The 23,047-nt window shown below is 31.7% G+C and carries 23 protein-coding genes and 2 tRNA genes; 19 read left to right on the forward strand and 6 right to left on the reverse strand.

Annotated features, from left to right (window positions below; genetic code table 11):
* Window positions 1-48 precede the first annotated feature (48 nt).
* Window positions 49-123 (reverse strand) — tRNA-Gly (locus tag PG914_RS03030).
* 218 nt (window positions 124-341) lie between these two features.
* Between PG914_RS03030 and PG914_RS03035 the strand changes: the two genes are divergently transcribed.
* The 4 genes from PG914_RS03035 (at window position 342) to PG914_RS03050 (ending at window position 4,801) form a co-directional block, all read left to right on the forward strand.
* Entirely contained in the window at window positions 342-1,466 is a 1,125-nt protein-coding gene (locus tag PG914_RS03035) for a M50 family metallopeptidase (protein ID WP_488822240.1), read from the forward strand.
* Between the two features lie 92 nt (window positions 1,467-1,558).
* Window positions 1,559-2,854, forward strand: coding sequence for an ArsB/NhaD family transporter (locus tag PG914_RS03040; protein WP_488822241.1), 1,296 nt, complete (start codon window positions 1,559-1,561; stop codon window positions 2,852-2,854).
* Between the two features lie 75 nt (window positions 2,855-2,929).
* Window positions 2,930-3,463 carry a DUF1697 domain-containing protein gene (locus PG914_RS03045; protein ID WP_488822242.1) on the forward strand — a complete coding sequence of 178 codons (534 nt, stop codon included), beginning with the start codon at window positions 2,930-2,932 and terminating at the stop codon, window positions 3,461-3,463.
* A 78-nt stretch (window positions 3,464-3,541) separates the two neighbouring features.
* On the forward strand, window positions 3,542-4,801 hold the full coding sequence (locus PG914_RS03050) for an MFS transporter (protein WP_488822243.1): 1,260 nt from the start codon (window positions 3,542-3,544) through the stop codon (window positions 4,799-4,801).
* 109 nt (window positions 4,802-4,910) lie between these two features.
* Here the strand turns inward: PG914_RS03050 and PG914_RS03055 are convergent.
* Window positions 4,911-4,984 (reverse strand) — tRNA-Thr (locus PG914_RS03055).
* 268 nt (window positions 4,985-5,252) lie between these two features.
* Between PG914_RS03055 and PG914_RS03060 the strand changes: the two genes are divergently transcribed.
* From PG914_RS03060 to proS, 4 genes are all read left to right on the forward strand, one after another.
* Window positions 5,253-5,450 carry a cold shock domain-containing protein gene (locus PG914_RS03060; RefSeq protein ID WP_205735043.1) on the forward strand — a complete coding sequence of 66 codons (198 nt, stop codon included), beginning with the start codon at window positions 5,253-5,255 and terminating at the stop codon, window positions 5,448-5,450.
* An 83-nt stretch (window positions 5,451-5,533) separates the two neighbouring features.
* Window positions 5,534-6,265: a Fic family protein gene (locus PG914_RS03065; RefSeq protein WP_488822244.1), complete on the forward strand. Its 732-nt coding sequence runs from the start codon at window positions 5,534-5,536 to the stop codon at window positions 6,263-6,265.
* 51 nt (window positions 6,266-6,316) lie between these two features.
* Window positions 6,317-7,168 carry a S1-like domain-containing RNA-binding protein gene (locus PG914_RS03070; protein WP_488822245.1) on the forward strand — a complete coding sequence of 284 codons (852 nt, stop codon included), beginning with the start codon at window positions 6,317-6,319 and terminating at the stop codon, window positions 7,166-7,168.
* Complete coding sequence (proS, locus tag PG914_RS03075) at window positions 7,161-8,588, forward strand: proline--tRNA ligase (RefSeq protein ID WP_488822246.1); 1,428 nt, start codon at window positions 7,161-7,163, stop codon at window positions 8,586-8,588. Before PG914_RS03070 ends, proS begins: the two co-directional genes overlap by 8 nt.
* Window positions 8,589-8,680: 92 nt before the next feature.
* Here proS and yidD read toward each other — a convergent pair whose 3' ends face one another.
* Window positions 8,681-8,950 (reverse strand): membrane protein insertion efficiency factor YidD, encoded by a 270-nt coding sequence (gene yidD, locus PG914_RS03080; protein WP_488822247.1) that lies wholly within the window; start codon window positions 8,948-8,950, stop codon window positions 8,681-8,683.
* 152 nt (window positions 8,951-9,102) lie between these two features.
* Here yidD and fusA point away from each other — a divergent pair, with 152 nt between their 5' ends.
* From fusA to PG914_RS03110, 6 genes are all read left to right on the forward strand, one after another.
* Entirely contained in the window at window positions 9,103-11,160 is a 2,058-nt protein-coding gene (fusA, locus tag PG914_RS03085) for an elongation factor G (RefSeq protein ID WP_488822248.1), read from the forward strand.
* A 145-nt stretch (window positions 11,161-11,305) separates the two neighbouring features.
* Window positions 11,306-11,560 carry a hypothetical protein gene (locus tag PG914_RS03090; RefSeq protein ID WP_488822249.1) on the forward strand — a complete coding sequence of 85 codons (255 nt, stop codon included), beginning with the start codon at window positions 11,306-11,308 and terminating at the stop codon, window positions 11,558-11,560.
* A gap of 3 nt (window positions 11,561-11,563) precedes the next feature.
* Window positions 11,564-12,124, forward strand: coding sequence for a ribosome hibernation-promoting factor, HPF/YfiA family (hpf, locus tag PG914_RS03095; protein ID WP_488822250.1), 561 nt, complete (start codon window positions 11,564-11,566; stop codon window positions 12,122-12,124).
* Window positions 12,125-12,311: 187 nt separating this feature from the next.
* Window positions 12,312-12,587: a hypothetical protein gene (locus PG914_RS03100; protein ID WP_488822251.1), complete on the forward strand. Its 276-nt coding sequence runs from the start codon at window positions 12,312-12,314 to the stop codon at window positions 12,585-12,587.
* A gap of 13 nt (window positions 12,588-12,600) precedes the next feature.
* Window positions 12,601-13,686 carry a bifunctional diaminohydroxyphosphoribosylaminopyrimidine deaminase/5-amino-6-(5-phosphoribosylamino)uracil reductase RibD gene (ribD, locus tag PG914_RS03105; RefSeq protein ID WP_488822252.1) on the forward strand — a complete coding sequence of 362 codons (1,086 nt, stop codon included), beginning with the start codon at window positions 12,601-12,603 and terminating at the stop codon, window positions 13,684-13,686.
* Entirely contained in the window at window positions 13,683-14,333 is a 651-nt protein-coding gene (locus PG914_RS03110) for an HAD family hydrolase (RefSeq protein ID WP_488822253.1), read from the forward strand. The genes ribD and PG914_RS03110 overlap by 4 nt, the downstream gene beginning before the upstream one ends.
* A gap of 33 nt (window positions 14,334-14,366) precedes the next feature.
* Here the strand turns inward: PG914_RS03110 and PG914_RS03115 are convergent, their stop codons facing one another.
* Both PG914_RS03115 and PG914_RS03120 read right to left on the reverse strand, forming a co-directional pair.
* Window positions 14,367-14,975, reverse strand: coding sequence for a superoxide dismutase (locus tag PG914_RS03115; protein WP_488822254.1), 609 nt, complete (start codon window positions 14,973-14,975; stop codon window positions 14,367-14,369).
* Between the two features lie 65 nt (window positions 14,976-15,040).
* Complete coding sequence (locus PG914_RS03120) at window positions 15,041-16,588, reverse strand: Rqc2 family fibronectin-binding protein (RefSeq protein ID WP_488822255.1); 1,548 nt, start codon at window positions 16,586-16,588, stop codon at window positions 15,041-15,043.
* 101 nt (window positions 16,589-16,689) lie between these two features.
* On the opposite strand from PG914_RS03120, the gene gmk reads away from it, so the two are divergent.
* From gmk to PG914_RS03140, 4 genes are read left to right on the forward strand one after another with little or no spacing between them, the layout of a single operon-like run.
* Complete coding sequence (gene gmk, locus PG914_RS03125) at window positions 16,690-17,307, forward strand: guanylate kinase (RefSeq protein WP_488822256.1); 618 nt, start codon at window positions 16,690-16,692, stop codon at window positions 17,305-17,307.
* Between the two features lie 5 nt (window positions 17,308-17,312).
* Entirely contained in the window at window positions 17,313-17,528 is a 216-nt protein-coding gene (rpoZ, locus tag PG914_RS03130) for a DNA-directed RNA polymerase subunit omega (protein ID WP_488822257.1), read from the forward strand.
* A gap of 48 nt (window positions 17,529-17,576) precedes the next feature.
* Window positions 17,577-19,310: an excinuclease ABC subunit UvrC gene (gene uvrC, locus PG914_RS03135; protein ID WP_488822258.1), complete on the forward strand. Its 1,734-nt coding sequence runs from the start codon at window positions 17,577-17,579 to the stop codon at window positions 19,308-19,310.
* Entirely contained in the window at window positions 19,307-20,149 is an 843-nt protein-coding gene (locus PG914_RS03140) for a hypothetical protein (RefSeq protein ID WP_488822259.1), read from the forward strand. Before uvrC ends, PG914_RS03140 begins: the two co-directional genes overlap by 4 nt.
* Before the next feature lie 24 nt (window positions 20,150-20,173).
* On the opposite strand, the gene PG914_RS03145 is transcribed toward PG914_RS03140, so the two are convergent.
* A complete protein-coding gene (locus tag PG914_RS03145; protein WP_488822260.1) occupies window positions 20,174-21,856 on the reverse strand; it encodes a ribonuclease J in 1,683 nt (560 codons plus the stop codon).
* Between the two features lie 370 nt (window positions 21,857-22,226).
* On the opposite strand from PG914_RS03145, the gene PG914_RS03150 reads away from it, so the two are divergent.
* The gene (locus tag PG914_RS03150; RefSeq protein ID WP_488822261.1) at window positions 22,227-23,006 is read left to right on the forward strand and encodes an HAD-IIB family hydrolase; all 780 of its coding nucleotides are present in this window, start codon (window positions 22,227-22,229) and stop codon (window positions 23,004-23,006) included.
* The last annotated feature ends 41 nt before the right edge of the window (window positions 23,007-23,047 follow it).

Consider the following 23,047-nt stretch of genomic DNA (forward strand, 5'->3'; position numbering starts at 1 on the left):
TAAAAGGCAAAAAAAAATCCCCTGAGTTCTCAGGGGTTTAATATCAACTGGAGCCGGTGAGCAGGATCGAACTGCCGTCTAAGCCTTGGCAAGGCCTTGTAATAACCATTATACGACACCGACGTCGTCTTCGTGCTTTATTATGATAACAAATGAACCTATAAAATGTCAAGCATCATTGTATATTTTTTGTAGTTTTTTTTAATTCGCAATTAACTACAAAATTAATCTATCAGTATTATACCAACTATATACATAATGTCAATTATTTTTGTAAGATTTATTTATAAATAAATAGGAATCATTAAATGTTATAATGAAACTTGATAGGAATGATAAAAATGAAAAAATTCTTTGCCACAATTGGCGTAGTTTTACTCCTTGGATTTATCTTAGGATATTCAAATACCATACTTCATTATAACGATGTCTGGGTAAATTTTTTTAAAGGTACAAGCTCTGTGCCTATTTATATTCATTTGCTTTACGCGATCATTGCATTATACATGGCAATCTTTTTTCATGAGTTAGGACACTTTATTGCTTTTAAGAGATTAGGTATCAATGTTAAAGCAATGTATGTACTATGTTTTGCTTTTGTTAAAATAGATGGTCGATGGAAAGTCAAATTTATTCCTAAATTTTTATTACTTTTAGGTGGTATTGTAATTCCTGATGTCATACCGATTAGAAGTAGTGAAGATGAATTAATTATTGTTGAAAAATTCAAGAAAGTTTTAATTGCAGGACCTAATGCTTCAATTATCTATGGGGCTGTGGTTGTTTTAACATTCCTAGCATTCTTTTTAACACCGTTTTATCTACTTAATGGTTTCTTATTCACTTATGCATTAATCACTTCAATTATGACTATTTTAGCGATTCTATCCAGCAGGATAGCTAAAGGTGGTATGTATGGAGATTATGCTGCAATTAAAGCACTTGATCTAAATAAATCATTTAGATTATCTTATTTTCTACAAATTGTTAATCTTGTTGAGAAAGATGAAAAAAGTGTTGATTATCTTTGGCCACAAATTGTTAAGTACTTAGAAAAGTATACGAAAGTAAATGACCGAATCTATTTGACAATACTATCCTTTTATCTAGATGAGGTAACCTTCCAAGGAAGAATTAGTTGTACATCGATTGATGATAAACTAGAGCGAATTGAAAAAGGATTATCTAAGGGTGAAGATGGTTTAATGATTTATCACTTCATGTTGTATTTCTATCAATCTAGGAAAAACTATCTTAAAGTAGAAGAGTTGTTAGCTAAAAAGCCTTCAATCGAATTTAAAGTCGATAAAAGGGTTTTAGAATATTATGAACGATTAACGAATCATCTCTTAGGAAAAAGTGATGAATCAACCTATTTAAGTAATTCAAAAAATAATTATTCTAGTTCAACAGCTTGGATTTATGCTCCACTTGAATTAAAAGAAGACTTTAAGAAAATTGAATAATGTTGAAAGTATTTTCATAAAGTTATAACAAACTTTTTTCAAATAACTTTGTTATAATATGAAAAGATATTTATCTGATTGGAGAAAACAAAATGACAGAATTAACATTCGCAGTGATTTTATTCATTGTTACTTATATATTATTATTTGCCTTCCCCAACCATAAACATTTTGTAGCATTAGGATCCGCATTAATTTTCATTCTTGCTGGAACAATTCCTTTAAATGATGTCTTACCATCCATTGACTGGAATATTTTATTAATGCTCTTTGGGATTATGGGTGTTGTAAACCTTTTTATTGAATCTAAAATGCCTGATCTCATTGCAGATGGTTTAATTAAAAAAAGTAAGAATTTAAAATGGACTGTTATTTATTTAGCAATTTTTGCAGGTTTAGTATCTGCCTTTGTTGATAATGTAGCAACTGTTATCATTATTGCACCTATTGCAATTATGATTTGTAAAAAGTTAAAAGTATCACCAGTTGCACCAGTAATTGCGATTGCACTTGCTTCAAACTTAGAAGGTGCTGCTACCCTTGTAGGGGATACAACAGCTATTTTACTTGGTGGAAAATTAGGTATGACATTCTTTGATTTCTTCTGGTATTTAGGACGTCCTGGAATGTTTTTTTTAATTCAAATCGCGTTAGTAATCTTTATAGTAGTTTTATACATTATATTTAGAAATCAAAATCAACCACTTGAGTTTGATGAATCAATGAAAACAGAAGTGAAATCTTTCTTCCCTACTGTCTTATTGGTTGCAATTATTGTTTCACTTGTGATTGTATCATTTGTTGGTCAAAATATAGAATTTGCCTTATTAAATGGTGTGATTTGTTGTTTCTGGTTCTTAGTTGGTTTAATTTATCAATCTATTAAAGAAAAATCAGTTAAATCAGTGTTACCACACATTAAAGAAATTGATTATACAACACTCCTAATATTAGCTGGTTTATTTGTGATTATTAGCAGTATTGAACACGCTGGGTTAATTGCATTAATTGGAGATTTCTTTAGCGATGTAGCTGGTGGAAATTTATTCTTACTTTACACTTTAATTGTTTTCATTTCAGTTATCGTATCAGCTTTTATTGATAATATTCCATATGTTGCAACAATGCTTCCGATTATTGCATTAGTTTCAACTAATTTAGGTATTGATCCAACTGTACTATACTTCGGTTTACTTTCTGGTGCGACACTTGGTGGTAACTTTACACCAATTGGTGCCTCAGCAAACGTTGCAGCGATTGGTATTTTAAAGAAAGAAGGCCATACAGTATCTTTAGGTACATACTTAAAACTTTCTGTTCCAACGACACTAGCCACCGTTATAACGGGTTATCTCTTAATTTGGTTAACATACGGTATGGTTGTTTAATAATGAATAATAAGTTCCTCCAAGTGAGGAGCTTTTCTTTTTGACTTATAATAAATTAAATAAGGGGATGATAACTTGAAATTTGTATGTTTACTTAGAGGGATTAATGTTGGTGGTAATAATAAGGTTGACATGAAAACTTTAAAAAGAAAGATGGAACAAGCGGGTTTAATAAATGTTTTAACATACATTAATTCTGGGAATATTATTTTTGAAAGTGAGATCAAAGATGTTAAAAAACATCAAGTATTAATTCATGATTTAATTTTAAAAGTATTTAATGTGGATTCAAGAACATTAGTTATTGGTGAACATGAATTTATTGATATAGCAAATCATATTCCAGAAAATTATCAAAATAATGATGAATCTAAAGCGGATGTCTTATTTTACTATCCTGAAATCACTCAAGATTTGATTGATTCGATACCAGTTAAAAAAGAAATTGAAGATACAGTTTATCACGATAAAGCACTAATTGTTTGTGTATCAAGAAACAACCAATCTAAAAGTGGATTAATAAAAATTGTCGGTACAAAAGTTTATGAACTATTAACAATTAGAAATGTAAATACAGTTAGAAAATTGAAAGAACTATTAGAAAATTGATGCAAAATAAATGTTTGAACCTCAAATGTTTGGTAAGATAAAAAAGCAGTGTTTTTAATCCGGAGGGGGAGGTTAAACATGGAAAAATGGGAAAAAAGAGTAACGTTGTTTCTTACCAGTCAATCGATATCGTTACTAGGCTCAATGATGGTTATGTACGCCATTATGTGGTATATTGCCCTTGATAGTGATTCAGGTTTAATGATGACGATCATGGTGTTATGTACATTTATACCTAGTTTAATTCTCACACCATTTGCAGGTGTCTGGGCAGATAGGTTAAATAGAAAAGCATTGATGATCGTGGCTGATTTAGCGATTGCCTTAGTAACATTAGTGATTGCAATACTATTCTTTTTTGGCATAAAAGATATTTGGATTATTTTTATTGTATCTGTTGGTAGATCCATCGGACAAGCAATCCATCAACCAGCGGTTTCAGCTGTATATCCACAAATTGTACCAGAAGATAAACTTTTAAAAGTTCAAGGTATTAATCAAGGTATTCAATCAGCATCGATGGTTGGGTTACCACTTTTAGCAGGTTTTCTTTTATCACAAATATCAATTGAGTTTATTTTCTTAATTGACGTAATTACTGCTGCAATTGCAGTTTGGATGTTAATCTTTATTATTAAACTTCCAAAACATAAGGCAGAAGAAGAAAAGAAAGAAATTCATTATATCAAAGATATCAAAGATGGTTTAGTTTATGCGAAGAATCATAAGTTTGTTTTAAGTATCCTTGTTTTCGGATTCTTATTTGTCTTTTTAATGGCAGCACCAGCTTTCCTTACTTACATTCAAGTGGGAAGAGTCTTTGGTGGTGAGTTATGGCGACTAACTTACCTTGAAGCTTTCTTTGGAGTTGGGATGGTGTTGGGGTCAATTACGATTTCGCTTTGGGGTGGCTTTAAAAATCGACTGAAAACATTCTTTATTTCTTATTTACTAATTGGTGCTGGTGGAATTGGATTAGGCTTACCTTATGACTTTTGGATTTACATTATCGTTTGGGGTATTATGGGGTTCTTCATGAGTTTATCATCACCAATACTTGTCACACTTGTTCAAGAAAAAGTAGAACCAGAATACATAGGGAGAGTCTTTTCAGTTTATGGTCTAATTCAAACAGCTTCAATGCCCCTTGGTATGTTAATCTTTGGACCACTTGCTGATCAAATGGATATTTCTCATGTTATCTTAATAACAGGTATTTTTATGGTGATTTTATCATTCATACCGCTCTTTATGAAAAACCTTATGAAGGAAGGATTAAGAGCACCTAAAATAGAAAATAAAGAAATGATGACAGCAGAAAGTACTTTAGTTAAATAAACCATATTCATTAATAGAGTCAAAGTAATTAAAAATAGATAAATAGAAACAAAAAGCGTCCTTGATTTCTCAAGAACGCTTTTTTATGAAGGAATAACTTTTTGTTAAATGGTGCCCCCAGCGAGAATCGAACTTGCAATTCATCCTTACCATGGATGCGGTTTGCCACTAACCTATGGGGGCGAGTTTGGCATGCAAAAAGATTATATCAAAGACTTTATTAAAAATAAAGCCCTTTTTTGACCAAGTATGAATAACTTTATTTAACATGATTATTAATAATTCAAAAAAAGTGCATTTTTTCTCTCATTTAAGCCAACAAATGGCAATAAAAATTACCCAAAATCATTTCTTTTTTTTCGTAAGGGTTTTTAGTTGTTATTTGAATTGTTAACGTGTATAATGAGTGTAGGTGTAAAAACCTAGATATGAAGAAGGAGTAACGCATTTAATGAAGGGTACTGTTAAATGGTTTGATGCAGGCAAAGGCTACGGCTTTATCACTGCTGAAAACGGTAAAGATGTATTTGTTCACTATTCAGCAATCAAAGCTGATGGTTACAAATCATTAGCAGAAGGCGACGCGGTTGAATTTGAAATCAAATCATCAGATCGTGGCGATCAAGCTGCAAGCGTATTAAAGGTTTAATCCGCTATTGAAATAAGAGGTTTATTCGTAAACCTCTTTTTTTTCGATTTTTTTGTTATAATAAATTTAAAGGGGCGATGACGATGAATCATGATCTTTTGGAAGTAGATAAACTACACTTTAACGAACTTCGAGAATCCGTTGGAGAAACAAAGTTTCTACAACTTTTAAATGAGTTTGTTAAGAGGTTTGCCTATGAATCCATAACTATAGAAGGCAAGAATGACTTAAGTTTTGATGAATGCGCGAACTTACTTGAAAAGGAAGTAATCGTTATTCAATTACCAGAGCGAGAGCAAAAGGAAGCACTCAATTATAAGAAAGCTTTTGCACATGTATTTAAGTTAGTGACATCACGTAAACGACTCGATGAAGAAACATTAAAAGATTTACATGAAATATTAGTGGATGGAATATTTGTCGGAGGACAATACCGTAAAGTTAATGTTCAAATTCAAGGTTCTATGCACCAACCACCAGATTACGTTAAAGTTTATGACAGAATGGCAAAATTCTTTTATGATTTAGATAATTTTAAAGGAACTGCTGTGCAAAAAGGATGTTTTGCACACATGCAAATTCTTAAAATTTATCCTTTCTTAGAAGGTAATGGACGTCTTGCTAGACTTGTTCTAAACTACATCTTATTATTTGACGGTTATATGCCAGTTTCAATCCCATTAGATCAAAAAGATATTTATCTACAACATATCGATACATTTAAAGTTGAGAAAGACATTTCTCCATTTGTAGAATACATTTACCACCTTTTACTACAATCTTACGAAAATTATATTGAATACTTAGAAAAATAAAAAATCCTCAACAGGATTTTTTTATTATGCTATAATAAGTTAGGTGATTATATGGCATTTACTATAGGTAAAATCAACGTCCTTAAAGTTGATAGAAAAACTGATATTGCATATATCCTGAAGAATGAAAAAGGGGAAGAAATCTTCCTTCACGTCAATGAATCAGGGAAAAGAGAATTAACAAGAGGTAGCTTAGTTGAAGCTTTTTTATATTTTGATGCAAAAGGCAGAGAAGCTGCAACACTATCTACACCTTATGTTCAAGTTGGTGAACCAGGAACATTAAAAGTTGTTTCTAAAAATCCAAATTTAGGTGTATTCTTAGATCTTGGGATTTCAAAAGACGTCTTACTATCTAAAGATGACCTCCCGCAAGATGAAGCATTATGGCCCGAACCGGGTGATGAGGTCTATGTTGATTTAAAAGTGAAAACAAGAATGACTGCACGACTTATCCCACCTTCTGAATTTAGAGTAGTTATTGGTAACTATGAAATTGGACAAGATGTTGAGGGGTCAGTACAAGCAATCGGTCAAGTTGGTTATTTCATTCATACTGCAGATGGTAATATTGTCTTAGTAAAAAAATCGAATGTAAGACATAATTATCGTCTTGGTGAAAAAGTTTCAGTAAAGATTACTTATGAAAGTAAACAAGGCTATGAAGGTAGTTTAAGTAAGTTTAAAGAAGAAGTTAGAGTTGATGATTCTAAAATGATTCTAGATTACTTAGTATCACATGGTGGACAAATGCCTTATACAGCGGATACCGAAAGTGAATTAATTGTTGAAACTTTTGGTTTATCAAGAAAAGCATTTAAACGTGCGTTAGGTTTATTATATAAAACAAGAAAAATTAATTTTAAAGACGGAAAGACATATTTGGTGACAGAGAATGAGTAACAATAAAAAATTAGTTGAAAGCATTACATCACGTGATGTAGATTTTAGCCAATGGTATACTGACCTTTGTTTAAAGGCAGAATTAATGGACTATAGCGATGCTAAAGGGTTTATTATTTATCGTCCATTAGGCTATGCAATTTGGGAAAATATCCAAGCATATTTAGATAAGAAGTTCAAACAAACAGGGCATCAAAATGTATATATGCCAATGTTAATCCCTGAATCATTATTTAAAATTGAAAAAGAACACGTTGAAGGTTTCGCACCAGAAGTTGCTATGGTTACAACAACTGGGGTTGAAGACCTTGCTGAACGTTTATTAATTAGACCAACATCAGAAGTATTGTTTGGTACTCACTATGCTAAGATTGTTAAATCACATAGAGATCTTCCAAAGAAATACAACCAATGGTGTTCTGTTGTACGTTGGGAAAAGACAACTCGTCCTTTCTTACGTGGTAAAGAGTTCTTATGGCAAGAAGGACATACAGTCCATGCTACTGCTGAAGAAGCTAAAGAAGAAACATTAAAGATGTTAGAAATTTACGAAAAACTAGGTAGAGAATTACTTGCTATTCCATTTGTTACTGGTAGAAAGACTGAAAAGGAAAAATTTGCCGGTGCACTTGAAACTTATTCAATCGAAGCATTAATGCACGATGGACAAGCTTTACAATCAGGTACTTCACACTACTTTGGTCAAGAATTTGCTAAAGCATTTGGTATTAAATTTACAAACTCAAATAACGAATTAGAACTTGCTTACCAAACTTCTTGGGGTGTATCAACTAGATTAATTGGTGCGGTCATCATGGTTCATGGTGATGATGAAGGTTTAGTCTTACCTCCATATGTTGCTCCAACTCAAGTCGTAATTATTCCAATTGCAGCAAACGATCAAGTAACTGAAACTGCAAATAAATTAAAAGAAGACTTAGAAGCACGTGGTATTAGAGTAGCACTTGATGATTCTAAGAAATCACCAGGTTGGAAATTTGCTGAATATGAAATGAAAGGTGTGCCACTTCGTATTGAAGTAGGTCCAAGAGATCTTGAACAAGGTAATGTTCAAGTTGTCTTCCGTCACACAAGAGAAAAATCATTATTAGCAATTGAAGATGTGGTTGAATTTGTTGAACCAGCAATCGCTAAAATGCATGAAGAAATGTATCAAGCAGCATTAAACCATGTTCAAACACATACGAATGTTGCTAAAACTTATGATGAATTTAAACAACATTTAAAGAATGGTGGTTACATTAAGATGTCAGTATCTGGTCAAGATGCTGAAATCCAAATTAAAGCAGAAACAGGTGCTACTGCACGTGTTATCGTTAATGAACCATTATTAACAGAAATTTGTCCAGTTACAGGTAAACCTGCAACTATGACAATTCTATTTGCAAGAGCTTATTAATAAATATTAGAAACTGTTCATTAAAATGAGCAGTTTTTTTATAGACATATTTGATTAAATCATTAATAAAAAAACGACTTACTAAAGTCGTTTTATTTTTCTAAATTAGTTGGAGTGATATCTTTATAAGGTGCTTTGTTCTTGTGTTTTGGTTCAGGAACTGGATCATACTTCGGTTTGAATAATGGATTACAAGTAAGGATTCTTTTTGTGGTTAAAAAAGAAGCATAAATAAAGTTATGTTTCTCGTAAGCTTCAATGGCATAATTTGAACAAGTTGGATTGTGTCTGCACTTGTGCATCTTACCACCAGATAAATTGCTTTGGTACCAACGAATGGCCTTAATTGCTAATTTTTTCATACAATTTATTATACAACTTTAATGATTAAAATGGCTAATTAACATAATTTACTAAAACGTTATATATTTACTTATCTAATCACTTACATTAAAAATATGTCTGTGCTATAATAAAAGTACAATGTAAACGCATACAATTAAGGAGGACTTTTATGAAGGACTATAGAACGGATGCCCTTCGAAACATTGCACTTCTCGGACACCAAGGTAGTGGTAAAACTACACTTGTCGAAAGTCTACTCTATGTTTCGGGGGTTTTAAGTAAAAAAGGAGAAGTAGAAAAGAAGAACACCAAGTCAGATTTTTTACCTGAGGAACAGGCTAAAGGCTCTTCTATGTCAACATCTTTAATACCTGTAGAATATAATGACTGCAAACTTAACCTGCTTGATGTGCCTGGTAACGATGAACTCATCGGAGAACTCTACCATGCCCTTGAAGTGGTTAAAGGTGCAGTCATTTTAATTGATGCAACTAAAGGTGTCGAAGTCGGTACCGAGATGGTTTGGTCAGAAATTAGAAAACGACACATTCCAGCTATTTTATTCATTAATAAGATGGATAAAGAAAACATTGATTATGAGAAACTTTTAGAAGATATACGTGAAAAATTAGGTAAACGTGCTGTACCATTTGCATATCCAATTGGTCGTAAAGAAGACTTTGAAGGATTTGTAAATGTTGTAGAAATGAAAGCTAGAATCTATGATGGTAATAAGTGTCAAGATGCACCGATTTGGGAAGAAAAATTACCTAAGGTTAAAAGCTTAAATGAAATGATTATGGAATCAGTTGCTGAAACTTCTGAAGAATTATTAGAGAAGTATTTAGGTGGCGAAGAGATTCAAATGGATCAAATCAAACATGCACTGCATAATTCTATTATCAATGGTGAATTAACACCGGTCTTAGTGGGTTCATCACTTAAGAATATTGGTATGGAAACCATGCTTAAGATGTTAATTGATTTTGCTCCATCACCAGATGAGTTAAAAGAATTAGAAGCAACCAATCTACAAACTAATCAAAAAATATCTGTTAAAACTGTAAATTCTCAACCATTCAGTGGATTTGTCTTTAAGACAATGGTCGATCCGTTTGCTGGTACGATCTCATATATTAAGGTAACATCAGGTTCTATTAAAAATGGGGATGATGTTTACCATTCTGGTTCTGATTCAGTTATTAAATTATCAGGTTTAATGACAGTCATGGGTAAAGATCAATTACCTTTAGACATCGTTCATGCAGGTGATATCTTTGTTGTAACAAAGGTTGATCAATTAAGAACTGGTGATACCATTTCTGATCCTAAGAATCGAATTGTTTTTGATAAAGTTCAATTACCAACACCTGTTATCTATAAAGCCATTGTCCCTTCAAATGAAAAGGATGAAGATAAGATTTCAATGGCATTAGGTAAATTAAACATTGAAGATCCTTCATTTGATCTACAGCGAAATAAAGAAACTGGTCAATTATTGATTGGTGGTTATGGCTTATCTCATATCGGCTTTGTGATTGAAAGAATGAAGAATATGTATAAAGTCGGTGTTGATTTTAATGATCAAAAGATTGTTTATCGTGAAACCATTAAGAAAAAAGGTGAAGGTGAAGGTAAACATAAGAAACAATCTGGTGGTGCTGGTCAATATGGCCACGTTCATATCAGATTTGAACCGACTGAAGGTGAATTTGAATTCGCATCAGAAGTTGTCGGTGGTGCTGTACCAAAAGGATACTTCCCAGCAGTTGAAAAAGGATTATTAAAATCATTTGAAAAAGGACCTTTAGCAGGCTTCCCAGTGATTCATGTTAAAGCAACCTTATTTGATGGTTCTTACCACGATGTAGATAGTAATGAAATTTCATTCGTTTTAGCTGCTGACCTTGCTTGGAAAGCTGCTTTAGAAAAAGTTCAACCAACTATTTTAGAACCAATCTTAAAATTAACGATTAAAGTAAAAGAAGCTTATGTTGGTGATGTCATGGGTGATATGAATAAACGACGTGGCAGAATCCAAGGTATGGACCAACAAGATGCTTACACATATATTACAGCTGAAGTTCCAGAAGCTGAAGTTGTATCCTACGCGATAGACCTTAAAGCGATGACTCAAGGTTCTGGTAAATTTGAACGTGAATTTATACGTTATGATGAAGTTCCAGCAATGTTAATTCCTAAGATTGTTGAACAATATAAAAAGTAAAAACAATTAAATAAATCTACTATTGTATAGGAGGTATCCTATGCAATGTGTGATTTGTGGTAAACCTATTACCGTAAAAAGAACTTTCTTAAACCTCGACAAGAGGATAGACCATAGGGTCTGCAAGAACTGTTTCCAGAGTCATGTGAATTATTTTCCATACTTTGTAATACCAATAAATGGCGGGCTTCTCCATGTCTTTGAATTAATTAAAGACCAATTTGATCCAGTAGATTTATTTGCAGATTATTTTAGACCCTATCTTCAAGCTTATCTAAAACTAGATGGATATATAGATGCAATCTATCTAGATACCTTAAATCAAAAATGGATTGACCTTTTTGACAAACTTAATGTAGGACATCTCATCATTTTTACAAATTTTTTTAAGGAGGAATAAAATATGAGATACGAGATTATTGGAAGAAATGGGTTTCAACCTACTCAAGCAATTGAAAAATACATTGAGAAGAAATTAACTAAAATTATTAGTTTCTTCGATGAAAAATCAATTGATACGGTTAGAGTAGTACTAGGTGTGTACAAGGAATTTTCTAAAGTAGAAGTTACAATTCCTGCACCTTATATCCTTCTTCGTAGTGAAGTAAAAGATCCTGACATGTATGCCGCAGTAGATAAGACTGTTGACAAACTATCACAACAAATTAGAAAGCATAAGAGTAAGATTCGTCACCACTTTGAAAAAGGTGGTAAAACACCAGTCTTTAATCGTGAATTTGATGTCGAAGAAATGGATAAACAAGTTAAAGCTTCAAATCTCGTTAAAACCAAGAAGTTTAAGATTCAGCCAATGAGCATTGATGATGCTATTGCACAAATGGAATTATCGGGCCATGACTTCTTTATCTTCCTTGATTTAGCATCAAATGATCCTCAAATTGTTTATCGTAGAGAAGATGGTGACTATGCAGTAATCCATGCAACACCAGATTTTGCTAAATAAATATTTGAGAAACCACTTGAATAGCAATTAAAAGGTGCAAAATTTGCACCTTTTATTATGATTAAATAGTTTTAACTTAGATTAGTTGGTATAAGATCAAATATGACTTAATTTCAAGAAATTAATTATTTGATAAATGTAATGATTTTAGGTATCATGATATTACATATCAATTAGAAGGAAACTTATGCAGCGAACAGACTTTGGGATTAAAAACTCACGTATTTGGCATTTGTGTAGTCAAGACATCGAGATAAATAAATCCATCACTTTAGATAATTGGACAAGATATCGAGGAGAGTTCCGCGAAATCTATTATCTAAATGATACTAAAAAGTTTTTAGAGGTTGATCATTTCAATCAAACCTTTAAATTTTTTGCTTCTGGGGTAAGAAAAAATAATAAAGATGATTTTAGAAGATTCTTTAGAGAATATTTAGGATACCGCGAACTCGGTGTTTAATGAAAGGGATCATATGGAACAATTAGAAAAAGAAAAATACATGCGTCGTGCCATTGAATTAGCCCTTAAAGGTGAAGGGTTTGTCAATCCTAATCCATTAGTTGGTGCGGTCATTGTTAAAGATTCAAGAATTATAGGTGAAGGTTATCATCAAAGATATGGTGAACCTCATGCTGAGGTTAATGCTTTTAAAAATGCAACCGAAGACGTTAATGGAAGTACTATTTTTGTTACATTAGAACCATGTAGCCATTTTGGTAAACAACCACCTTGTGCAGCAGCTATTATTGGAAAAGGTATCAAAAAAGTAGTTGTTGGTTTACTTGATCCAAATCCACTGGTTTCAGGAAAAGGTATTAAGATGTTAGAGGAGGCTGGAATAGAAGTTGAAGTTAATTTTCTTGCTGATGAAATTAGACGAGTTAATGAAATCTTTTTAAAATACATTACAACAAGAAGACCATTTGTTGCGATGAAGTATGCGATGACATTAGATGGAAAACTTGCTACTAAAGATTTTGATTCTAAATGGATTACAAATGAAGATGCAAGAAAACATGTGCATAAATTAAGAAATCGTTATGCATCAATTTTAGTTGGTGTAAACACGATTATTAAAGATGATGCAAAATTAAATGTTAGATTAGACTATGAAACATATCAACCAATAAGAATAGTGATTGATCCTGAACTTAATATTCCATTAAAAAGTTATGTTGTTAAAACAGCTAAACAACAACAAACTTGGGTAGTTTCTAAAAAGTATGATGAAACACTTGAAAATTTAGGGGTTCGAATCATTCAAATGGATGAAATAAATTTAGAAGAACTCTTAAATATACTTGGGAAAGAAGGTATTGACTCTGTCTTTATTGAAGGTGGAGCATATACCCATGGTACATTCTTAGACCAAGGTTTAGTAGATAAAGTTTATGCTTATATAGCACCTAAATTAATAGGCGGGAAAAATGCTTTAACACCAGTATCAGGTGAAGGGGTAAGTTTAATGAAAGATGCATTTGAACTAGAAGATATTAAGATCCAATTTTTTGGTGATAATATCCTAGTTGAAGGATTAGTCAAAAAGGAAAAACTATGAAATATAAAACAATCGTATTTGATTATGATGGGACATTACATGAAAGTATTCACGTCTATTACCCAGCATTTATTAAAGTTTATGAAGAATTAGTTGAAAAAGGATTACAACCAAAAAGAGATTGGAAACAAGATGAAGTGACTAAATTTCTTGGTATGAATCCAAAAGAAATGTGGGCATCATTTAAACCAGCTTTAAGTGAAGAGGCAATCAAAATTGCATCAGCAAGAGTTGGTGAAGAAATGAGAGCGCGCATTTTAAAAGGTGATGCCAAACTTTATAAAAATTCTATTGAAGTATTAGAAAAACTAAAAAAAGAAGGGTACATATTAGTCTACCTTTCTAATTCAAAAACGTATTATATGGAGTTTCATAAGAAGAACTTTTCACTTGATAAATATTTTGATTACTTTATGGTATCAGAACAGTATGATTACATTCCAAAAGAAGATATCTTAAAAACTGTATTGGATAAACTACCAAAACCTGTTTTAGTAGTTGGTGATAGAACGCACGATATGCAAGCAGGTATAAAAAACAACTTAGACACATGTGGATGTTTATATGGTTATGGTAGTGTTGATGAATTTAAAGATGCAACTTATATGATTTCTGATATTAAAGAAGTACTTGAAATTGTTAAATAAAAAAAGTGCAGATTAATTTCTGCACTTTAATTTTTATTCAGCAAATAATTTTTCAACGACTGACCAGTTAATAACATTGAAGAATGCTGCAACATAATCAGGACGTCTGTTTTGATAGTTTAGATAATAAGCATGTTCCCATACGTCTAAACCTAATAATGGTTTACCTTCAGCAAGTGGAGTATCTTGGTTTGGAGTAGAAGTAACAACTAATTTGTCGCCTTTCTTAATTAACCAAGCCCAACCTGAACCGAAACGTGTTTTAGCTGCGTTTGAGAATTGTTCTTGGAATGCTTCGAATGAACCGAAGTCACGAACGATTGCATCAGCTAATTTACCTGATGGTTTAGCACCGTCATTTTTCTTTAATAAGGTCCAGAAGAATGTGTGGTTGAAATGTCCGCCACCATTGTTTCTAACTGCACCTTGAATGTCTGCTGGAACTTTATCTAAATTTTTTAAGATTTCTACTAAATCATCCATAGTTTCAGCTTTAATTTCTGGATGTTTTTCTAATGCTGCGTTTAAGTTAGTAACGTAAGCATTGTGGTGTTTCCCATGATGGATTTCCATCGTTTTTGCATCGATGAATGGTTCTAGAGCATCGACTGCATATGGTAATTGTGGTAATTGATATGCCATAATAGATTCCTCCTATATTTTTTATACACCTTTATCTTACGATAAAAGTGACTTTTTCACAAACGTTAAGCACTCTTTAAAATACTTTCTATTAAATCTTTATCAATGTCGATAAAGATAGTTTTCTCATTTTTGATTTTAACTAATGATGCCGGTTTACCACTCATTTTAGAAACATTTCTAAACAGTGTATAATTCACTGGAATAGAAGAAGATTCTTTTAAAGTTGAGAAGTAAGCAGCAAGCATGGCTGCTTTTCTAATAACTTGTTCAGTTAGGATTTCTGTTTTAACTAAGACATGTGAACCTGGTGCATCTTTGACGTGGAACCAATAATCATCTTTGTTTCCTAAATCATTAATAATTTTTCCATTTTGTAAACTGTTTTTACCAATAATGAATGTTGCAATTGAATCTTTAATAGTTAAAATTTCTATTTTATGTTTAGTTTGTCTAGTATTATTTTTACTGGATTGTTTTAAATATCCATAAGGAATTAAAAGTTCTTTAAAATCATTTAATTCATGTTTGGTGGCAAGTTCAAGTTCTGCTTGGAAGTTTAAATAGATTTCTTTTTGATCAAATACGTTTTTAAGTTCAGTTTCGATAAAACTTAATGCACGTTTAGCTTTTTGATAATTTTTGTAAAAAGATTGTGCATTTGCAGATAGTGACTTTTGACTGTCAAGTTCAATTGAACCAATATGAGGACGCTTTTCATTTAAATCAAAGGCGTTTGCATAGATATAATCACCTTTATCTTTATCTGATAAATGAAGTTCTGCATCGTGCATTTGTTTTTGTAGTTGATCATGTTTTTTATCCAACTTTTTAATTTGATTCTTGATAAAAGTAAGATAAGGTAGTTTGTCATCTTTGCTTTCCATAATGCGATTTTCTAAAGCTTCACTTAACGTATCAAATGATTTAGTTTCACCTTCAAAGATATTAAAGAAGTAGCTCTTATTTTCTTTTAGTGATAGTGTTGGTTGAATTTTTATATCGTATGGTGTAACATTATGTTCTGATAAATATTTTGCTAGTCTTAAACTAATACCTAAATACTTTTCAGTGATTTCTTTTGGAGATAGTAAAGCATTAAATTCATAATCCTTAGCATCTAATTTATCAGTCTTAAAATATTCATATGTTGCATTAGGTACTAAATGCCTACCATCTAAGACAAACATCTTTTTATAAAGATCTAATATCTTATCATTTTCTAACAGAATTAAATTTGCATGACGGCCCATTGCTTCAAAAATAAGTGTTTTTTCAATTGGTCCTAAAATAAAGTCATATACAGTAAATTTAAGTAATAAAACACGGTCTGATGAAAACTGTGTGATTTCTTTTAAAATTCCACCGGTTAAATGTTTCTTTAAACTCGCTAAAAAGTTCGAATTATCAACCTTATCTACTGGTTTTTTTGATAGATAAACTGATGTAAAACTTGCATTTAAATTAAAGGTTAAATAGTATCTTTGTTTCTCTTTGTAAAGTTGTAATACAAAATAAAGGCTTGATGACCATGTTTGTTCAACACGAGCATTTAAAATTTCAGCCTCAAGTTCGTTTTTAATATGATGTAAATAGATTCCATCTAATGCCACAATAACACCTCATATCTACTATATCATGAAAGTTAATGAAACTATTTACATTGAGTTTATTATCCTATATAATAAATTAAGCGAAGAGTTAGGAGAGGCAAATGAAATTAAACCAACGTGGGTTACTCATCGTCATATCTGGTCCATCTGGTGTCGGTAAAGGTACAGTCCGCCGTGCACTTTTTTCCATGAAAAACCATAACTTGGCATATTCTGTTTCAATGACAACAAGACAACCAAGAGTTGGTGAAGTGGATGGCCGTGATTATTATTTTGTTGACAGGGAAACTTTCCAAGAGAACATTAAAAATGACCAATTCTTAGAATGGGCTGAATTCGTAGGTAATTACTACGGTACACCAAGAAGTAAAGTTGATGAAATGCTTAATCTAGGAAAAGAAGTTGTTCTTGAAATCGAAGTTGAAGGTGCACTTCAAGTTCGTGAAAGAATGAAAGATGCGGTCTTTATATTCTTAGTTCCACCAAGTAAAAAAGCATTATACGATCGCTTAGTTGAACGTGGTACTGAGGATAAAGCTTTAATTGATAAACGTTTCCAAAAAGCTGAAAAAGAATTTATGTTAGCCTATAAATACGACTATATTGTGGTCAACGACGATGTTAATAATGCAGCTGATCGTATTATGGCAATTATCCGCGCTGAACATGCAAGAACCGAGCGCACAATTCACAATTATTTAAAGATGTTAGAGGAGTGATTTTTGTGAAAACAAACAAAGAAGGATTACGTTATCCATCAATTGACGTACTGTTAAGTAAAATCAATTCTAAGTATAAACTAGTTTATGCTGCCAGCAAAGTAGCTCATATTATTGAAACTGAGAAATTAGATATCGATGATGCGAAATCTGTGACAACAGTAGGTAAAGCTTTAGAAGAAATCATTAATGGCAGAGTTAAAATCACGTTCGAAGAATGAACGTGATTTTTTTTAGAGTTATATTGTAAAATATAAATAGGTGATTGAATGAAAGATAAGTTAGCTCTTTTACCAAACGAACCCGGCTGTTACTTGATGCTAAATGAAGCAGGCGATGTAATTTATGTTGGTAAAGCTAAAAACTTAAAGAATCGTGTGAAGTCATACTTTACCGGTACACATAATGCTAAAACTCAAAAGTTAGTCTCTGAAATCAGAGATTTTAATTATGTTGTAACAAACTCGGAGACTGAAAGTCTTCTTTTAGAATTTAATTTAATTAAAAAGTATGCACCTATTTATAATATTCGTTTAATCGATGATAAAAGTTATCCATATATTGAAATCACGAATGAAAAAGATCCGATGATTCAAGTGTCACGTTATCAAACTGTTGACCCAGAAAAAACATTATTTGGTCCATATCCAAATGGATATTCAGCTAAAGAAACCCTTAAACTTCTACAAAAATTATATCCTTTAAGACGCTGTAATCCAGTTAGTAAAAAACCTTGTATGTATTATCATCTAGGTTTATGTTTAGGGCCATGTGCACATGAACATGTGGATTATGAGCCAAATATTAAAAAGATTACGCAATTCTTAAAAGGTGATACAAAAGAAGTACTTGACGAATTAAAACGTCGTATGAAAGAAGCTTCTGAGTCACTTGAGTTTGAAAAAGCGTTAGAATACCGTGACATGATTAAAGCAGTTGAAGATACAACTGAGAAACAAATTGTTTCATTAAATGACCATAAAGATCGAGACTTTGTCTCTTTTGCAGCAAATGAAGATGATCTAGCTATCCATATATTAATGATGAGACAAGGTAGAATATTAGATTCTCACCAACAAGTTGTTTCATTTATGGATGATCCAAATGAAACATTCTTGTCTTATATTAAAAATTATTACGATAGATTTTTATTACCGGATGAATTAGTTTTTGATTCACAAGTAGATGAAAAGACTTTGAAAATGTATTTTGGAAATAAAGTAGTTATTCCAAAAATTGGTGATAAGAAAAAACTAATCGATTTAGCACATAAGAATGCCATAGAAGACTTAACACATTACTTCAAACTCTACCGAGCAAAATCGGAAAAGATGAATGAACAGTTAGAAGCGTTATCTCAAATTGTAGAAAGTAAAGTCAATTACATTGAAGTTTTTGATAATGCACATCTTTTTGGTACAGCTCCAATTAGCGGTATGATTGTTTGGAAGGATAATCATTTTGAACGTAAGATGTATCGAAAGTTTCACTTAAAAACATCTACGAATGATGATTACCAATCAATGAAAGAAGTCTTATATCGTAGATATCAAAGACTTTTAATTGAGAAACAAAGATTACCTGATTTAATTTGTGTAGATGGTGGAAAAGGTCAAGTAACTGCAGCGTTTGAAGTACTAAATGCACTTAATATTGAAGTACCTGTATTAGGTTTAAAGAAAAATAAGTTTCACCAATTAGAAGGTTACGTGTATAATGGTGAAGTGACACTACTTGATAAAAAAGGTGTTCTATTCCAATTTTTAGGTAAACTCAGTGAAGAAGTACATAGATTCACCATAACATTCCACCAAGATACTAAAAATAGAAAAGATTACGGTTCAGTCTTAGACAATGTGAAAGGACTTGGGCCGACTAGAAAGAAAAAACTTCTTTCTACTTTTACATCAATCGATGACATTAAGAATGCTACTGTTGACCAATTAAGAGAAATTGGTCTACCGGATAAAGTAATTAAGGCCATCAAGGAAGGACTTTCATGAAAACATTTATCCATGATATAGACGAAAAGAAAAAGTTATTTTACTGTATTATTAACCGTAAAAAAGAAGCTTTTTACTTATCAAATCGACTAGCAAAAACTTTCTTTCCGATTTTAAAGACCCATCAATTAGTTGAGTTTGAAGTGAAAAATCAAGTGACTAAAAAATTTAATGGTAATTTAGTTAAGGTTTACCCAGTTTCATACTTCAGAGAAATTATTGATTTAAAGCCAAGAAGAGTTTTATATGATTTAGATCAATTAAGAAAAGATATGAAGAAAGTCTTAAAACAATATAAATATTTCTTATTCTTAGATTTAGAAATGAGTATGCCAGGTTATGGGGAGACTAAATTTGTACCTGAAATTATTCAAGCAGGATATGTATTATCTAATAAAAAAGGCCAAGTTTTAGCAGATGAAGGTTACTATATTAAGCCGAAAAATGATCATGCAATAAATAAACGTACAATTAAGTTTTTAAAACTTGATGAAGAATTATTCCATAATACAGCGAAATCCTACAAGTATTTTTATGAAGGATTAAAAGAAATCATAAATCAATTCCATCCGCAAATTGTTGTATGGGGTAAAAATGATATTCAAGCTTTAAATTTCTCATATGAAATTAATGATGTTCAACCAATAACAAAAGAAAAAATGTTTATTGATTTATTAAAACTGCACAAAGATTACTATAATCTACAAAATGATTTAGGACTATTTGATGCGTATAAACAATATTATCAAACCAATCTTTTAGAACAAGATCATGATGCAAGAACAGATGCAGTGATTACTAAAGATGTATTCGATGCATTCTTAGCCTCAATGAAATAAAAAACTTCCATCAGGAAGTTTTTTTTATAAGTTCATAATAATTGGAATAATCATCGGTTTACGAAGCGTTAAATCATAAATCTTATCAGATAAAGTATCAATAATGGTTTGTTTTAAAGCAACTTCGCTATATTTCTTTTTAGCAAGTTCTTTTAATGCTATTTTCTTAACTTCATTTGATAGACTTTGAGTTAATTCCTCATTACCCTTCATATAAATAAATCCGCGAGAGATCACAGTAGGATCATTTACTAAAGTTTGTTTCTCTTCATTAATAGATAATACAACAGAGAATAATCCTTCCTCTGATAAAATCTTACGTTCACGTAAGACAGAAGAACCAATATTACCAATACCAGTACCATCAATGTAAACGTCAGCAGCTTGAACTTTGCCAGCAATTTTTAATGAATTCTTTGTAACAGCTGCAACATCACCATTATCCATGATTAAGATGTTTTTAGCAGGGACGCCACATTCAACAGCAAGTGATTTATGATGTTTTAACATTCTGTGTTCACCATGCATTGGAATGAAGAACTTAGGTTTAACTAATGTTAACATTAGTTTTAAGTCTGGTGCTGAACCGTGACCTGATGTATGGGTATCTGTAATTGGACCATGTGTAATAACGTTGACATCATTTCTAAATAATAGATTGATGGTCTTATTAATTGGATCTTGGTTACCAGGAATTGGAGAAGATGAGAAGATGACAGTATCACCTTTTACAGTCTTAATTTGACGGTGAGAACCGTTTGCTATTCTAGATAAAGCTGCAAGTGGTTCACCTTGCGAACCAGTAACTAAAATACATGTTTCTTCTAAAGTATATTTAGATAATTCCTCTGGTGCGACAATTGTACCTTTTTTAGGTTTAATATAACCTGATTGTTGACCAGCTTCAATAGCACGTTCCATTGAACGACCAAAGACAGCAATTTTTCTACCAGTTAATTCGGAGGCTTCAATAATTTGTTGGATTCTATATAGGTTAGATGCGAATGTCGCAATAATAATTCTACCTGGAATTCTAGTGAATAATTCGTTAATTGAGCGACCAACTTTAGATTCGGATTGAATTAATCCTTCTTGTTCAGCGTTAGTCGAGTCTGAAAGCATTAATAAACATCCTTCAGTCCCTAAATTTGCTAACTTTTCATATTCGGCATGTGGTCCAACTGGTGTGTAATCAATTTTAAAGTCACCAGTATGGAAGATTGGTCCATGCTCAGTTCTAAAGACGATTCCAAACATATCTGGAATCGAGTGATTTAGTCTAATGAATGAAATATCGACGCCTTTAAAATTATAAGAGTAGTAAGATTTATATTCTTCAATCTTTGGAATAGATAAATTTTTATGTTCAGCTAATTTATATTCAATTAAGTCAACAGCAATACCAGATGCATAAATTCTTGGGATTTTGACTTGACGTAATAAATATGGAATACCACCAATATGGTCTTCGTGACCATGGGTGATAAATAAACCGACAATTCGATCTTCGTTTTCTCTTAAGTATTGGTAATCAGGAATGACATAATCGATACCTAAAAGATCGTCATCAGGAAATAGTATCCCTGCATCAACGATAAATATTTGGTCGTTTATTTCATAAACATATGTATTTTTACCAACTTCGCCTAAACCACCTAAGGCAAAAACTCCGATTTCGCCGGTCTCAAGCAATACATTTTTTGGCATTTGCGTTTCCTCGTATCGATTCTAAGTATGTCTTTATTATACATGAAAAAAATATAAAATACAGTAATTTGTTTGAGAGTGATATGTGAAAGATGTCTTCATTTGATTATCGTTGAATATGTATTTGTATAGAACACTAAAGAAAAAGATGCAAAATGGTTAAAACAGTAAAAATATGTATTAGTGATTATTGAAAATGATAAAACTACGAGCTTTCTTGAACTTGGTTCGCAAGAAATCTAAGAAGATTAATCTTAAATAGATAGATGATACTACATATAGTTTTTTATGTCGGAAATCCCACGCTAAAAATCATAAAAATTGTAGTATTTAATTTGTGATACAATAGGTATAGATTAAGAGGTGGCATATGAAAAGAGTTTACGTCTTTGATGTAGATAATACATTACGTTCAACAAAACAACAAAAAGTTTTACCGCAAACAGTAAAACTTATCGAGACACTAAGAAAAAACCCAGATTACATACTAGTTCTAGCAACTGGTCGCGGTCCTTCTAAGATGGATGTAATGGATGAATTTAGTCATCTTTTTGATTACAAAATCATGGTAAATGGCGCAGTAATCGTTAAAAACGATGAAATTATATATGAAGATGTGATTGAACCAAAGGATGTTCAAATGGTTATCGAAGATACTAAAAAACGTGGTATCTCGATGGGAATGGTTGGCTTTGATCACGAAGCTGTATCTTTAATTGACGAGCATATTGAATATGCTTTAAAAGGATATACAACGGTAAGACCAACTGTAGATCCTGAATTTTATTTAAAAGAACATGTTTATCAATTATGGGTTTTTCACAAAGATTTCAATGAATTAGAAAAAATAGCTAAATCATATCCACAATTCCAACATTTCTTTTGGCATTATGGTGGCGTTGATTTAGTATATCCAAGAGTGTCAAAAGATAATGCGGTAAAAGTTGTTATGAAAAACTATCCAGGATATGAACTGATCTGTGTAGGCGATGGTCAAAACGATTTAGAAATGATCAGACTTGCAGACATTGGTATTCTAATGGAAAACTCAAGATGGCAAGAAGATTCTAAAGACATTAAAAAATTGATTGCACCTCACGTGGAAGAAGATAAGTTATTTGATTTTTTTAAGGAAAATGGCCTTTTATAGTAAAATCCACGAATCATAGAGTAGTTCTTTGATACATTGGT

It is taken from the genome of Acholeplasma sp. ORD1043, from assembly GCF_057808485.1.

Bases quoted from the DNA above. Each gene is read 5' to 3' on its own strand.
- hpf (WP_488822250.1), top strand. From the start codon at position 11,564: ATGAGATACGAGATTATTGGAAGAAATGGGTTTCAACCTACTCAAGCA.
- ribD (WP_488822252.1), top strand. From the start codon at position 12,601: ATGGAACAATTAGAAAAAGAAAAATACATGCGTCGTGCCATTGAATTA.
- PG914_RS03150 (WP_488822261.1), top strand. From the start codon at position 22,227: ATGAAAAGAGTTTACGTCTTTGATGTAGATAATACATTACGTTCAACA.
- PG914_RS03060 (WP_205735043.1), top strand. From the start codon at position 5,253: ATGAAGGGTACTGTTAAATGGTTTGATGCAGGCAAAGGCTACGGCTTT.
- PG914_RS03140 (WP_488822259.1), top strand. From the start codon at position 19,307: ATGAAAACATTTATCCATGATATAGACGAAAAGAAAAAGTTATTTTAC.
- fusA (WP_488822248.1), top strand. From the start codon at position 9,103: ATGAAGGACTATAGAACGGATGCCCTTCGAAACATTGCACTTCTCGGA.
- proS (WP_488822246.1), top strand. From the start codon at position 7,161: ATGAGTAACAATAAAAAATTAGTTGAAAGCATTACATCACGTGATGTA.
- gmk (WP_488822256.1), top strand. From the start codon at position 16,690: ATGAAATTAAACCAACGTGGGTTACTCATCGTCATATCTGGTCCATCT.
- PG914_RS03145 (WP_488822260.1), bottom strand. From the start codon at position 21,856: ATGCCAAAAAATGTATTGCTTGAGACCGGCGAAATCGGAGTTTTTGCC.
- yidD (WP_488822247.1), bottom strand. From the start codon at position 8,950: ATGAAAAAATTAGCAATTAAGGCCATTCGTTGGTACCAAAGCAATTTA.
- PG914_RS03065 (WP_488822244.1), top strand. From the start codon at position 5,534: ATGAATCATGATCTTTTGGAAGTAGATAAACTACACTTTAACGAACTT.
- PG914_RS03070 (WP_488822245.1), top strand. From the start codon at position 6,317: ATGGCATTTACTATAGGTAAAATCAACGTCCTTAAAGTTGATAGAAAA.
- PG914_RS03110 (WP_488822253.1), top strand. From the start codon at position 13,683: ATGAAATATAAAACAATCGTATTTGATTATGATGGGACATTACATGAA.
- uvrC (WP_488822258.1), top strand. From the start codon at position 17,577: ATGAAAGATAAGTTAGCTCTTTTACCAAACGAACCCGGCTGTTACTTG.
- PG914_RS03050 (WP_488822243.1), top strand. From the start codon at position 3,542: ATGGAAAAATGGGAAAAAAGAGTAACGTTGTTTCTTACCAGTCAATCG.
- PG914_RS03115 (WP_488822254.1), bottom strand. From the start codon at position 14,975: ATGGCATATCAATTACCACAATTACCATATGCAGTCGATGCTCTAGAA.
- PG914_RS03035 (WP_488822240.1), top strand. From the start codon at position 342: ATGAAAAAATTCTTTGCCACAATTGGCGTAGTTTTACTCCTTGGATTT.
- PG914_RS03040 (WP_488822241.1), top strand. From the start codon at position 1,559: ATGACAGAATTAACATTCGCAGTGATTTTATTCATTGTTACTTATATA.
- PG914_RS03100 (WP_488822251.1), top strand. From the start codon at position 12,312: ATGCAGCGAACAGACTTTGGGATTAAAAACTCACGTATTTGGCATTTG.